The organism is Peptoniphilus indolicus ATCC 29427 (assembly GCF_000227315.1).
In the GTDB taxonomy this organism is placed as follows: domain Bacteria; phylum Bacillota; class Clostridia; order Tissierellales; family Peptoniphilaceae; genus Peptoniphilus; species Peptoniphilus indolicus.
In genome coordinates this window covers 768,727-781,561 of the sequence record NZ_JH165061.1, presented here as the reverse complement: position 1 = coordinate 781,561, position 12,835 = coordinate 768,727, and the positions used below count along the sequence as shown (strand labels likewise).

The window sequence follows — 12,835 nt, the reverse complement described above, 5'->3', positions numbered from 1 at the left end:
AAATAGTTGGTAAAAGGGTATTAAATTTTCTGAAAACTCCTAGGAGTTTTGTTTGCTATGCTTATTTTTAGTGGTTTTTGTTTTATTTTAGTTTTGGACTTATTTTAGCTGCTATGTGTTGATTTTTACATATAATGAGAGGCTCGATTTTATGAGCCTCCCCAATGTTTGACATAGAGCCTTAAAAAAAGAAGCGGAATTCCGCTTCTTAAGATGTTTTTATTCAGCTAATTTTTGTCCGTTTACTTTGATTCCAGGACCCATTGTAGTTGCAAGAGTTACTGATTTTAAGTATCTTCCCTTTGCAGCAGCTGGTTTAGCTTTGATTATAGCTTGCATAATAGAGTTGAAGTTGTCAGTAAGTTTTTCTGTTCCGAAAGAAACTTTACCAATAGCAACGTTGATTATAGCAGCTTTGTCTACTCTATATTCAACCTTACCAGCTTTAGTTTCTTCTACAGCTTTTTGTACATCAAATGTAACTGTTCCTGACTTAGGGTTTGGCATAAGACCTTTAGGTCCTAAAACTCTACCTATTTTACCAACTACACCCATCATATCAGGTGTTGCTATCATTACATCAAATTCAAACCAGTTTTCTTGTTGAATTTTTTCAACAAGTTCTTCTCCACCTGCATAGTCTGCACCAGCAGCTTCAGCTTCTTTTACTTTATCTCCCTTTGCAAGTACAAGTACTCTAACACTTTTACCTGTTCCGTGAGGAAGTACTGTAGTACCTCTAACTTGTTGGTCTGCATGTCTAGGGTCTACACCAAGTCTTACTGCAAGTTCAACAGTTGAGTCAAATTTTGTAGTTGGAGTCTTTGTTACAAGTTCCATAGCTTCAGCTACATCATAAAGTTTAGTTCTATCTACAAGTTTAGCACTTTCTAAATATTTTTTACCTCTTTTTGGCATTAATTCCCTCCTTGTGGTATTAACGGAATACTCCTCCCACTAATCTATTACTTCTACACCCATACTTCTTGCTGTACCAGCTATCATGCTCATAGCTGCTTCAACACTTGCTGCGTTTAAGTCAGGTAATTTAGTTTCAGCTATTTCTTTAATTTGAGCCTTAGTTATCTTGCCTACTTTTTTCTTGTTAGGTTCTCCACTTCCTGAGTTTAAATTAATTGCTTTTTTAATTAAAACTGCAGCTGGTGGAGTCTTTGTTACGAATGTAAAAGATCTATCTTGATATACTGTTAAAACTACCGGAATTATAAGACCAGCTTGATCAGCAGTTTTTGCGTTAAATTCTTTTGTAAACTGCATAATATTTACACCGTGAGGTCCTAATGCAGTACCTACTGGTGGTGCCGGTGTTGCCTTCCCGGCAGGAATTTGTAATTTTACAAGTGCGATTACTTTCTTTGCCATTTTATTTCCTCCTTGTGGTAAATCGGGATTACCCTCCCACTTCATAGAATTCTTATTCTACTTCTTAATAATTTGATTGAAGCCCAATTCGACTAAAGTATCTCGACCAAACATTGATATAGAAACTTTAACTTTACCTTTTTCATAATTTAAAGAGTCTATCTTCCCCATAAAATCATTGAAAGGTCCATCAATCACTTTGACTTCTTCTCCAACTTCATAGTTCCCATATAACTCTTTGTCATCAGTTACTCCAAGAACTCGTACTTCTTCATCTAAAAGAGGGACAGGTTTAGATCCGGGACCTACAAACCCTGTTACTCCCCTAGTGTTTCTAACAAGGTACCAAGATTCATCATTCATAATCATCTTCACCAAGACATATGAAGGGAACATTTTTCTCTCTTTGACTTTTCTATGTCCATCTTTACTTTCTACATATTCTTCAAGTGGAACTTGGATGTCTAAGATATAGTCCTGCATATTTCTATTTTGGACCATTGCTTCCATATTGTCTTTTACCTTATTTTCGTGCCCTGAGTAAGTATGAATTACATACCATTTTGCCTTATCTTCTTTCTGATATGATTGTTCTTCCCCGTTAGTTTTTGGTTCGCATATTTCTTGATCCAAAATATCACCTATCCTATGATTAGGTTTAATAAGAACATAACAATCTTATCGTATATTGTAAGAAGAATAGAAAAAGCTATAACTGCTGTTATTACAATCATAGATAAGTTAACTATTTCTTTCTTTGTAGGCCAAACAACTTTTTTGAATTCTGATTTCACGCCTCTGAAATATTTTCCTAGGCTCTTGTCTTCTACTTTTTGAACAGATTCCTTGCTAGTTGCCATTTCGTCCTCCTATTAAAGTTACTTAGTCTCCTTATGAGTTGTATGCTCCTTACAGAACTTACAATACTTCTTTAGTTCTAACCTTTCAGTAGTATTCTTCTTGTTCTTATAAGTGACATAATTTCTTTGTTTACATTGTGTACACTCTAAAACCACTCTATCAGCCATAAAAACACCTCCTATAAAAAAGGGCCTCTTGAGAGCCCTTGCTGGTCAATGACCTTCGTGTTAAATTTACTCATGTATATTATCACAAAGCCGTTACTTTGTAAAGATTATTACACGATTTTTTGCTATTTTTAGATGAATATATGCTTTTTCTCACTCTCAAATTTATAGTTTAAATTTTAGCATTATTTTTCAAGTCTAAATATTTTTCATCGGCTATAAGTAAATTTTTATAATATTCATTATAACTTGGACTAATCTTTCTGAGTAGATCAACAGCCACTGTATAATAGTTGTTGTCTTGCATATATCTTTTTAATTTATCATCAATGGATTTTAAATAGCTATTTTTATACTCATCACTTGCCTTATACGCTTCATACTCTTCGATTTTACTTTGTTTATCCGACAGCCAACTTTCCACATTGTTTATAGCTTCTACTTTATTTCGATTGACTTCGTCTAACATATATACTGTTATTTCACTTGATACTTTCTCGATATACTCTATCTCTTGTTCTGATAAATCAAGTGTTGGCAAGCTATCCATAAATGAGATATATTCTTCAAAATATTTTGTATTCTCTTCATTTAAAGACTCTTCTAAAAATGGTTTATACGCACTAAAAAACACCTGACCTAAATAACCTGGAAATGCTCGCTCAAGTTTGTCATAAATAGAATCTGTTATCTCTAAAATAGCTATCTCATCTTCTATTTCTTCAATCTTAACTCCACTCGCCAATTTATTTAAGAGTTCGTTTTTCTTATTTTGCTTTCTCAGCTTCATTTCTTTTTCTATAGCTAATGAACCAATTGAATGACCACTGTCTAAACTTTTTATTTCAGAAATACTAAGTCCCAATTTTCTATAGACAGCTATCTTTTGCAGTTTCTCTACATCACTCTCTGAATAATCTCTATATCCATTTTCAATCTTACTTGGATTTATCAAACCCTTTTTCTCGTAATATTCTATAGCCTTTCTGGTAAGTTTGTTATCTTTTCAACTTCATTTCTAAGCATACTACCACCCCTTAACAAGAGAATAGCATTGTCCCCAGAGGACAGGTCAACCTCGACTTAAAACTTTAATTTTCTTCTACAAAATTAAATCCATACTTTGCAAATATGTCTGCTGATTTTAAGGCAAAATTTGAGTTAGCACCCCAACTAATATTAAAAACGCCCTCTCACCCGGGAGATCCTATTATATCCACCTCTTACATATCTTTTCTTTCAGTAAACAATATGGTTAAATTTGCATAGCTACTGGTTCTAAAGTAAAATTTTTCAAAAGTAGCCATTGTGACAGTTGAGTCGTCAAAATTTTTTACAATTTTATATAGCATTTCCTCTCCTAACTCTTTTTCTAACACTGCACAAATTTCTTCGAAGTCAGCTCTGCTGCTCTTGTTAGTCATAGATGCCAATTTTGAACTCATATTTTCTCCTAATAAACATCAATCTCTTGGCACATGACAAAGTTTAAATAAGTCGATCAACACTTTTGTTATCACCTTATTGTCCTTATACGCCAAGTACACATTCGACCAATTAGGTCTAAATTTTTCTTTATATGAACGAAGTCCTTTAAAACTATATATTTTATTTCCAAATTTATACGCCAAATTTAACAACTTTTCATATCCATCAGAATATGGTTTCTCTCCCAAATTAGAAAGTGGTGAAATACCTATATTAAAATACTCATAACCCTCTTGTTTAGCCCAAATCATTATACTTACAAATAAAATATCCATAATTCCATTTATGCTATCTCTTTTGTGGCGCATTAAATCTATGGCGATGCCACTAGTGTTTAAAACTTCAATAAGGTTTGAAAAAGCGACTATATCTCCATTTTTGTCTTTTATAACAAAAACTTTATTTCTATTCAGATACTCCTCGTCGAAGACTCCAATAGAAAAGCCCATTTCCTTTCGCCCGTTTAGCCACTCATCTGACACTTGTTTTAATCTTTGGAATGTCTCATTTGAAAGCGGCGGTTCCAAAACCTCAAATGTGCATTGTTCAGTTGCCATCTTATTTAATGTGCTTCTATTATTTCTTCCCTTCTTACCCTCTGTTGTAAGTTCACTGAGATCAACCTTTGCCTCTTCGCCCAACTTTAAAAGTCTAAATCCATTGGCAATATATGAATCTAAATATTTATTACTAACTTCATAAAAGCTCACTAGCATATCAATTGAAGTTCCCCAAGCTACAAACTCATCTATGGCATGAACAAAATACTCTGAATCTCCAATCGGATCACCGAGTGCAAATAAATTGTTTCCATAAGGTGTGTAAATTATTGCCACATTCTTTTCTTGATTAAAGAATAGATATTTATCTCCTGAATAGAAAATTTGTGAATACATGGTATTAGGATACTCCTTTTTTAAATCCTCATACAATTCCATCTGTTCTTCGGTCAATTCAAACATATTGCTATTATCTCTGCTAATATAGATTACAATTAGAGAACTGATTGTAGTAATAAATAGAAAACATAGTATCCAATACCAATTTTCCATAATAAAACTTAAAGAATACTTACCTTTTGAAGTAAAGAAATTAATTTTATGGAAGATGTTGTAAATCACTCCGTATACTACCATTCCAAAAACTGTTATAAATAGAGCATTTTTTAAATTTTCCACTTTAAATTTTATAAACTTATTTTCAAATGCCTTCTTGTTTAACACGAGAGACATTGCTATTAACAGTAGTAATGTGGACATCAATATACTATATCCCTCGATAAAGTAATATATGCTCGTTGCAGCCATAATAATGATGACTATATAGTAGCCCTTTTTTATTCCTGTGAATATAGTCTTTGAAATAACAGCTAACACCAAACCTATGTAAAGTGAAATTATAGGTACATTTCTCTCTATCAACACACCGGCAAAACTATACCTTAAAAATTCTAACCAAACTGGCAGATGAGCACTTAGCATCATCATAATCCCTGAAATTAAAGTCAACGTTCCAAGTAAATTACGAGTCATTTTTAGATATAGTGCATAGTTTTTATTTTCTGTTTTGAATTTATATTCCGTCAATCCAAATAATACTATTCCTATCAGCCAAGGCACTATATAATATCCCAATCTGAAAATTATAAGCACAGGAAAAAACACATCCGTACTTACACCATACAATCTTCCAAGCATTAAAACAGTTCCTTCAAAAGAACCAAATCCACCAGGTATCATTGATATTATTCCCGCCATTGTAGAAACGGAGTATATAAGAGCCAAGTCAACTATGGACAAATCACGTCCTAGCAGTTTGAACAGTATTGAAAAATAAAGTGATGCAAAAATCCATTCTACAGCTGATATTAGAATAAGCGGTAATTTAGTTTTAAAATCTAAAAATTCAAAGCTTACAAGTTCTCGTTTAAAAAAACGCTGCAACTTATCTATAAAGAGATATACCATTAAAAACAAAATATCTACCAAAATAAAAAGTGCTTTGTAGTTGGTTCCTATCTCTTTAAAGTTTATTATAGAAAGCAAACTCAACACAAACAGTCCCGAAGCCGAATATATTATTACCGCTATAGAAACTTTGTCAGCTTTCTTAGAATCTTGCCCCTCTTGTGCATACAGTGATTTTCTGATAGAGAATCCGGCTATCCCTGCCATTCCAACTGTATAATTAAAAGACTGACATATCCAGCCTATATTTATGATATTTTTCAAACTCAATTTCATATCCAACTTTCGAGCCATAAAAATATCATATACAATACTAAAACTAAACAAGAACACACCCAATAAAATCATTATAACTAAATTGTCTACGCCTATATTGTCTATTATATTTTTAATATCTGACCTTTGAATGTGACCAACTTCATTTTTTAACGTGATTATAGAAAAAATAAATATAGTGAGTATTAGTAAATTTTTTAAATTCTTTTTTATCTTATCATTAACAAACATCTTTCGCCCTCCACTATATATTATAGTATCTTTTTCTATGAATATTTTTAGTTTTAGGTTTATTTTTTATAACAATTTGTCTAAGAAATAATTTATTTACAGTTCACTTACTTCAATAATCTTCTCTTCTCACAAATATACATATCCCATAAGAAACTATCACCAATATTTGAGCTACTATTGAAACCACTACCAAGTAAGTTATATTTACATCGTAGAGGTATCCCAGTAACCAACTTCCCAAAAACCAAGCCACTCCAAATCCCGTTTCAAAAATCCCAAAACCCATACTCCTTGAAGATCTTGGAATTATCTTGCTGACCTCTGCTTTCATAATACTTTCTTGAGTTCCCATTCCAATTCCCCATAGAACAATACCTGTTATTATCATAGACTTGCTTTCTGTCAAAAATATAAATGCAGAGAAAAACGCACTCAAAAAAGTTGATAACATAAGAGCCTTGAGACCAACTTTGTCAAATAGCCAACCAAAAAACAGAGCTGCAATTGCATCCACTGCCATTGCCAATGCATACAGCAAACTCAAATTTGAAATATCAAACACATTTACCCTTGCAACATGAAATGTTATAATTGTGAAATCGGCAAATCCAAATGCAAATAGACAAATTGCAACCATATATAATACAAATGACTTTTGAAAGCTAAACTCCTTATGTTGCTCAACTTCCTTTTCAAATATTTCCGGATTAGGGTATTTTAATTTTGCCAATAGAACCAAACTTATAGTTATAACAGCCGGAATTCCCAAAACTATAAAACACAATCTATAAGTTGATATCAAATCATCTGTTCCCTTTATAATATTTATTAAAAATAAAATCACAGGCCCTATAAAAGCACCCAATTGATCTAAAAATTCTTGATATGCAAATCCCTTTCCAACTCCAATTTCACTTGCAGCAAAACTTACCAAAGTATTCTTAGCCGGCTTTTTAATTGCCTTTCCTATTCGTTCAAGCGCTATTAATACACAAGCTATTATCCATCCTTGTTCCGGCACAAATGCAAGAGCCGGTATAGCTAAAACTTGCAACGAATATCCAACTATAATTATCGTCCAATACTTTTTTGTCTTATCAGCAATAAATCCCGAAACTATCCTAAGAGAATAACCTAGTAGCTCTCCTATCCCAGATACAAAACCTATAGTGGTTGCAGACGCACCTGTTAAATTTAAAAATTCTCCCAATATACTTCTTGCACCTTCGTGTGTCATATCCGAAAACAAACTGACTATTCCCATTAAGAAAATAAATGCCATTGCACCTGAAACAACTTTTTTATTACCTTTCATACACAACCCTCTTTTTGATATAAGTTTAAATACATCTTACCATTTATTTGTAAAAAGTCTGTGAATCCAACTACTTTATTATAAATCTCGTAAGAAAATTAAAATTTATTACTCTTAATCACAATTTTTCAAAAAGCAGTCCTTATCTTGCTTTATCATTTTCATATTTCAATTTCTTAGTAATTGTTAATTCTTAAAATCTATGGTAGTATGGTGACATGCAGGGGGACTCTTTGAGTTGAGAAGGCTAAAACCTGACCCTTAGAACCTGTCGGTTAACACCGTGGAAGGAAGCATTACATAATTTTTGCGTGCTTACTCCCACAGGGAGTATTTTTTATTTTAAGGAGACTTTAATGGAAAAAATTTTTGAGAGGGAACTTAAAACTATAAAAGAAAAAAGACCTTTGATTGAGTGTCTTACAAACAATGTCACAATCAATGACGTTGCAAACGCCATACTTGCCATAGGCGCCTCACCTATTATGGCTCACTCAGTACTAGAACTTGAAGATATTATAAAAAATTCAGGCTCTGTCTATATAAATCTAGGTGGAATATGTGAAGAATCTTTGAAAGAAATGAGATTTGCCGCAAAAATGGCTGAAAAATATCAAAAGCCATTAGTGCTTGACGCTGTTGGCGCTGGAAGTTCTTCAATAAGAAATGAATTTACAGATGGATTTATAAAAATAAAATTTCTATAATTCACGGTAATTATTCTGAAATAGCTTATATAGTAAATAAATCTTCAAACTCTAAAGGAGTTGATGCATCTGTTGATGAGTCAATATCCATGGTAGATGTTGCAATAAAAGCAAGTCAAATTACAAATTCAGTTATTGTTGTAACCGGAAAAATTGACTATGTAACTGACGGCAAAACTTGCTACTCAATTGACAATGGCGTTGCAGAAATGCAATTGGTAACAGGTTGTGGTTGTATGCTAACCGGACTTCTATCAGCCGGAGCAGCTGCAACAAATAACTTTTTAGAATCTGCTCTTACAATAACAACACTTATGTCCGTAGCTGGTGAACGAGCAAAGAATGGAATACGTGGACTTGGAGATTTTCACATCAATTTGATTAATGAGCTATCTACAATCAATTATAAAATTTTGAAAGAAGGTGCAAAAATTGAAAAGTGTTGATTACTCAATCTATCTTGTAACAGACAGAGACCTAATTACAGGAGATAATTTATTAAATGAAATTGAAGAATCTTTAATTGGCGGAACAAAATTAGTACAACTCAGAGAAAAAAATGCAACTACTCGTGAATTTTTAAAATTAGCTACAGAATTAAAAGAACTTTGCCATAGATATAATGCTAAATTGTTGATTAATGACCGAATAGATATAGCACTTGCTATCAACGCAGACGGAGTTCACCTCGGACAAACTGATATGCCCGCTGATATCGCAAGAAAAATCCTTGGAGAAGATAAAATTATAGGCGTCAGCACTCAAACCATTGAAATGGCAAAAGAAGCCGAATCTTTAGGTGCTGATTACATTGGAGTTGGTGCAGTCTTCCCAACTCAAACTAAAGATGTAATTTATGATATGAACCCTGAAATTTTAAGTTCAATTGCAGTTTCTGTAAGCATCCCTGTCGTTGCAATAGGCGGAATAAACAGAAATACAATAGATGATTTAAAAGACATTGATGTCGCTGGATACGCAGTAGTCACAGGAATACTTATGGCAGAAGATAAAAAATCTGAAACAGAATACTTACTAAATAAATATAGAGAAAACACGAGGTCATTTAATGCAAAATAAAAAATTAAAGAAGATGATTTTAGCAGCGCTTTTTGCCGCAATTAATATAGCCGTTTCAAGCGTGGCATTTATAACAAACTTTGTTCCATTCCAACATGCTACAAATGTAGTCGGAGCAGTTTTCTTAGGACCAACTTATAATTTGGCACAAGCTTTTATCAGCGGCACAGTTCGTATGTTCATTTTTGGTAGACCTTTTACAGCTTACACCGGCGCTGTCTTCGGTGCTGTGCTATCTGCTATTCTATATAAAAAGACAAAATCACTTTTTGCAGCCGGCATTGGAGAAGTTTTTGGAACTGGTATAATAGGTGCTTTAGTTTCATATTATCCTATGAGATATTTTTTCACTTATCCCGGTCTAAGCTTAGACAGTGAACCAATTTGGTTTTTTATGCCAATGTGGATTCCGGCAAGCATTACAGGAAGTATCTTAGGAATAATAATTGCCAAAATACTTTTAAAAGCAAACTTATTTAACAAGTTAGTATAGATTTAGTATCTATTAAGGAACAATTTTAAATAGACATAAAAACCTGCTAACAAAAGTCAAACTTAACCTGAAATTAATTTCAGGTTATTTGATTGTTTGAATAATTAAATTAGCGCATGGCAAATAAGCCGAAGTAAATAATCAGCTTTTTTTAGTGTTTTTCCAAATCTATGCTACTTTTAATTCTTTTTTCTCGGCTTTTGCCTCCATAACTCTTGCGTAGTAGATTCTTAAGAATTTGTTTAAGCCTGCAAATTTGAAAACTTTTTTGACTTTACCTTCTTTTTCTTTTTTATCATATAGTTATATATTTCGTTTTCTGAATTTTTTGCACTCATCATACATTTCATTGCTTGGTAGCCTACTTTTCTTAGTATTGCGTTTCCTCTTTTACTTATTTTCCTTTGGTCTGCTTTAAAATTTCCTGATTCATATGGTGGTGAGTCTATTCCCATAAATGATATTAGACATTTTTTATTTTTAAATTTTAATAAGTCACCAAATTCTGATACTATTTATACTGCTAATTTGTCTGATATGCCTGAGATTTTTTTTTACTTCTTGATATTCTTCTACGGGCTCGGATATTTCCATCATTTATAATAAAATGTTATTTAAAATCTGATTTATTTGCTTTATCAGGTTTATTCCTTCTCTGATATTTGTTCCTATTTTTGAGTTATGGGAAGGTTGTGTTGAGATACTATCCTCTGCTAAGCTGTAAATTGTTTTTGCTTTGTTTACATTTAGATGGTATCTCTTTTCTTTTGCCCACGCTTTATATTCTTCTACAAATTTTTCTTCTGTTTTTTCTAATACTAGGTCTTTATGCCACCATTTTTCTAAAAGGTCTAATAATTTATCTTTTGAAAAGTCTCCTGATCCATGGGGATTAGTTTTTTATTCCTGGAAATGTTTGATATATTGTTTGGTCTATGAAGTTCATTTGGTTGATTCTTAGATCCATGTAATGTTGATAGTTTCTATTTAATTCTTTTAAGACTCTGTAGTTTTCTTCATCTAATTTGTAGTCTTCTAATTCTTTCCAATACATTAGTCCATATTCTGCTATTTGTTTTGCATCTATGTTGTCATTTTTTGCTTTTCTAAAAGGCTCGGCAAAATTGTTTCATCTTTAATGGATTTATTACTGAAACAAAGTATCCTCTATCTTTTAATTCATAAAGTATCGGTAGATGATATTTTCCTGTTGCTTCCATTGTTATTTTTACTTCTTCCTTTATTTTTTCTAGCTTCTCTAGAAGTTCTTCTAGTTTTGGTTTGTTTATTGAAACATCAAATGGTTTCCAAATTATTTTGCTTCCTTGTTCTAATGCACAAACTGTAAATTTCTCTTTTGATATGTCTATACCTACAGATATCATGTTTTGCCTTCTTTCTTTTTTCTTTTGTAGTTTCTACCTGCACCATTAGACTCATTTTAACTTGTGACACGGACGTTTTGCCCAACCTGCTTAACCGAATATGAATAATGAAGAGGTAGTTGACAGTTTTTATGTCGGATGTTTTAACCCTAAAAGACGCTCGTCATACTACTTCTTCATTATACAAAAATAGTGCAAGATAGGAATTACTTCCTTTCTTACACTATTTATGGTACTAAAAAGATAGTGCCTAAAAATTTCACGCTATCTTTTTAAATTTAAATTAAAAATCTATTTTTTCTCCATAGTAAGCTGCTGTGTAGATTTTCTTGATATCTTCAGGGCTAGTCTTTCTTGGATTAGTTAGAGTACAAGCATCTGCAAATGCATTAGCTGACATTGTATCTAACACTTCAAGGAATTTATCTTCTTCAATTACTGTGTTCTTTCCATCTTTAATATTCAAAGTCAATCCAACAGCTTCGTTAAGTTTTCTAACTTCTTCAGCTATGTCATCTATTCTTAAAGTATCTTCTAACATATCATAGCTATCACTTTCTTTTCTATTGTAGTCGATGATGTATGGTAGCATTATTGCATTTGCTTCTCCATGAGTTAAGTGAAATATACCACCAATCTTGTGAGCCATACTGTGTACAATACCTAATGAACAATTTGAGAATGCCATACCGGCAAGAGTTGACGCATCATGCATTTTAGTTCTTGCTTCCATATCGTCTCCATCTTTAACGGCTCTTTCAAGATATTTAAGAACTAACTCAACCGCTTTAACTGCCAAAGGAGTAGTATAATCATCAGCTGCAGTTGAAGCAATTGCTTCAATAGCGTGAGTCATAACGTCCATACCTGTTTGAGCTGTGATAAGTGGTGGCATTTTTTGTGGTAGTCTTGGGTCTATAATAGCTATATCCGGAACAAAGTCAGGATGTACTAATGGATACTTTATTTGTTTTACCGGATCAGTTATTACAGAAAAAGCTGTGATTTCAGAAGCTGTTCCTGAAGTTGAAGGTATACATACCATACGAGCTTTTTGTCTTAGTGGTGGGTTGTCAAAAGAAACTAATTTTTCAAAATCATAGTTTGGATGTTCATAGAATACCCACATAGCTTTTGCTGCATCCATTGCAGAACCGCCACCTATGGCAATTATCCAATCAGGACCAAACTCTTCCATTTTCTTTCCGCCTAGAAGACATTCTTCCACAGTTGGGTCAGGATTTACACCGTCAATAAGTTGAGTTTCAAATCCAGCATCTTCTAGTATCTTAGTAACTTCATCCAAGAAGCCAAAACGCTTCATTGAACTTCCACCAGTTACTAAAGTTGCTCTCTTACCTTTCAAAGAAGATAAAACTTCTAATGAATTTTCCCCATGTACTATTTTATTAGGTACGCTAAAAGTAGCCATAACATTTCCCCCTTAATATAAAACGTTTTCTCTTTGTATGTTAAAAG

General features: G+C 32.8%; 15 protein-coding genes and 1 pseudogene. 3 read left to right on the top strand and 13 right to left on the bottom strand.

Features of this window, described 5'->3' with window-relative positions; translation table 11 throughout:
• Nucleotides 1-219 precede the first annotated feature (219 nt).
• The 9 genes from rplA to HMPREF9129_RS03515 all read right to left on the bottom strand — a co-directional run bounded on the left by rplA (nt 220) and on the right by HMPREF9129_RS03515 (nt 7,691).
• Entirely contained in the window at nt 220-918 is a 699-nt protein-coding gene (gene rplA / locus HMPREF9129_RS03555) for a 50S ribosomal protein L1 (RefSeq protein WP_004820431.1), read from the bottom strand.
• Between the two features lie 39 nt (nt 919-957).
• On the bottom strand, nt 958-1,383 hold the full coding sequence (rplK, locus tag HMPREF9129_RS03550; protein ID WP_040552271.1) for a 50S ribosomal protein L11: 426 nt from the start codon (nt 1,381-1,383) through the stop codon (nt 958-960).
• 57 nt (nt 1,384-1,440) lie between these two features.
• Nucleotides 1,441-2,004 carry a transcription termination/antitermination protein NusG gene (gene nusG / locus HMPREF9129_RS03545; protein ID WP_040552489.1) on the bottom strand — a complete coding sequence of 188 codons (564 nt, stop codon included), beginning with the start codon at nt 2,002-2,004 and terminating at the stop codon, nt 1,441-1,443.
• A gap of 20 nt (nt 2,005-2,024) precedes the next feature.
• Nucleotides 2,025-2,243 (bottom strand): preprotein translocase subunit SecE, encoded by a 219-nt coding sequence (gene secE / locus HMPREF9129_RS03540; RefSeq protein WP_004820425.1) that lies wholly within the window; start codon nt 2,241-2,243, stop codon nt 2,025-2,027.
• Nucleotides 2,244-2,261: 18 nt separating this feature from the next.
• The gene (rpmG, locus tag HMPREF9129_RS03535) at nt 2,262-2,411 is read right to left on the bottom strand and encodes a 50S ribosomal protein L33 (RefSeq protein WP_004820424.1); all 150 of its coding nucleotides are present in this window, start codon (nt 2,409-2,411) and stop codon (nt 2,262-2,264) included.
• A gap of 172 nt (nt 2,412-2,583) precedes the next feature.
• A complete protein-coding gene (locus tag HMPREF9129_RS03530) occupies nt 2,584-3,366 on the bottom strand; it encodes a MerR family transcriptional regulator (protein ID WP_004820422.1) in 783 nt (260 codons plus the stop codon).
• A 268-nt stretch (nt 3,367-3,634) separates the two neighbouring features.
• Nucleotides 3,635-3,856 (bottom strand): hypothetical protein, encoded by a 222-nt coding sequence (locus tag HMPREF9129_RS03525; protein WP_004820420.1) that lies wholly within the window; start codon nt 3,854-3,856, stop codon nt 3,635-3,637.
• Between the two features lie 18 nt (nt 3,857-3,874).
• A complete protein-coding gene (gene mprF / locus HMPREF9129_RS03520) occupies nt 3,875-6,373 on the bottom strand; it encodes a bifunctional lysylphosphatidylglycerol flippase/synthetase MprF (RefSeq protein ID WP_004820418.1) in 2,499 nt (832 codons plus the stop codon).
• A gap of 112 nt (nt 6,374-6,485) precedes the next feature.
• Nucleotides 6,486-7,691 carry an MFS transporter gene (locus HMPREF9129_RS03515; RefSeq protein ID WP_004820417.1) on the bottom strand — a complete coding sequence of 402 codons (1,206 nt, stop codon included), beginning with the start codon at nt 7,689-7,691 and terminating at the stop codon, nt 6,486-6,488.
• Nucleotides 7,692-8,047: 356 nt separating this feature from the next.
• On the opposite strand from HMPREF9129_RS03515, the pseudogene thiM reads away from it, so the two are divergent.
• The 3 genes and pseudogenes from thiM to thiW all read left to right on the top strand — a co-directional run bounded on the left by thiM (nt 8,048) and on the right by thiW (nt 9,971).
• A pseudogene (gene thiM, locus HMPREF9129_RS12230) lies at nt 8,048-8,844 on the top strand (hydroxyethylthiazole kinase).
• Nucleotides 8,831-9,478, top strand: a complete 648-nt coding sequence (thiE, locus tag HMPREF9129_RS03505) for a thiamine phosphate synthase (RefSeq protein ID WP_004820411.1) — start codon at nt 8,831-8,833, stop codon at nt 9,476-9,478. Before thiM ends, thiE begins: the two are co-directional and overlap by 14 nt.
• Nucleotides 9,468-9,971, top strand: coding sequence for an energy coupling factor transporter S component ThiW (gene thiW, locus HMPREF9129_RS03500; protein ID WP_004820409.1), 504 nt, complete (start codon nt 9,468-9,470; stop codon nt 9,969-9,971). Before thiE ends, thiW begins: the two co-directional genes overlap by 11 nt.
• A gap of 242 nt (nt 9,972-10,213) precedes the next feature.
• Here thiW and HMPREF9129_RS12225 read toward each other — a convergent pair whose 3' ends face one another.
• From HMPREF9129_RS12225 to HMPREF9129_RS03485, 4 genes are all read right to left on the bottom strand, one after another.
• Nucleotides 10,214-10,426, bottom strand: coding sequence for a transposase (locus HMPREF9129_RS12225; protein WP_004820408.1), 213 nt, complete (start codon nt 10,424-10,426; stop codon nt 10,214-10,216).
• 437 nt (nt 10,427-10,863) lie between these two features.
• Nucleotides 10,864-11,025, bottom strand: a complete 162-nt coding sequence (locus HMPREF9129_RS12220; protein WP_004820407.1) for a hypothetical protein — start codon at nt 11,023-11,025, stop codon at nt 10,864-10,866.
• A gap of 52 nt (nt 11,026-11,077) precedes the next feature.
• A complete protein-coding gene (locus HMPREF9129_RS12215) occupies nt 11,078-11,356 on the bottom strand; it encodes an IS110 family transposase (RefSeq protein WP_004820405.1) in 279 nt (92 codons plus the stop codon).
• 283 nt (nt 11,357-11,639) lie between these two features.
• Entirely contained in the window at nt 11,640-12,788 is a 1,149-nt protein-coding gene (locus tag HMPREF9129_RS03485) for an iron-containing alcohol dehydrogenase (protein ID WP_004820404.1), read from the bottom strand.
• Nucleotides 12,789-12,835 lie beyond the last annotated feature (47 nt).

Excerpts from the sequence above, each read along its gene's own strand:
- rplA (WP_004820431.1), bottom strand. The coding sequence starts at position 918 with ATGCCAAAAAGAGGTAAAAAATATTTAGAAAGTGCTAAACTTGTAGAT.
- rplK (WP_040552271.1), bottom strand. The coding sequence starts at position 1,383 with ATGGCAAAGAAAGTAATCGCACTTGTAAAATTACAAATTCCTGCCGGG.
- secE (WP_004820425.1), bottom strand. The coding sequence starts at position 2,243 with ATGGCAACTAGCAAGGAATCTGTTCAAAAAGTAGAAGACAAGAGCCTA.
- rpmG (WP_004820424.1), bottom strand. The coding sequence starts at position 2,411 with ATGGCTGATAGAGTGGTTTTAGAGTGTACACAATGTAAACAAAGAAAT.
- HMPREF9129_RS03525 (WP_004820420.1), bottom strand. The coding sequence starts at position 3,856 with ATGAGTTCAAAATTGGCATCTATGACTAACAAGAGCAGCAGAGCTGAC.
- mprF (WP_004820418.1), bottom strand. The coding sequence starts at position 6,373 with ATGTTTGTTAATGATAAGATAAAAAAGAATTTAAAAAATTTACTAATA.
- HMPREF9129_RS03515 (WP_004820417.1), bottom strand. The coding sequence starts at position 7,691 with ATGAAAGGTAATAAAAAAGTTGTTTCAGGTGCAATGGCATTTATTTTC.
- thiW (WP_004820409.1), top strand. The coding sequence starts at position 9,468 with ATGCAAAATAAAAAATTAAAGAAGATGATTTTAGCAGCGCTTTTTGCC.
- HMPREF9129_RS12225 (WP_004820408.1), bottom strand. The coding sequence starts at position 10,426 with ATGGGAATAGACTCACCACCATATGAATCAGGAAATTTTAAAGCAGAC.
- HMPREF9129_RS12220 (WP_004820407.1), bottom strand. The coding sequence starts at position 11,025 with ATGTATTGGAAAGAATTAGAAGACTACAAATTAGATGAAGAAAACTAC.
- HMPREF9129_RS12215 (WP_004820405.1), bottom strand. The coding sequence starts at position 11,356 with ATGATATCTGTAGGTATAGACATATCAAAAGAGAAATTTACAGTTTGT.
- HMPREF9129_RS03485 (WP_004820404.1), bottom strand. The coding sequence starts at position 12,788 with ATGGCTACTTTTAGCGTACCTAATAAAATAGTACATGGGGAAAATTCA.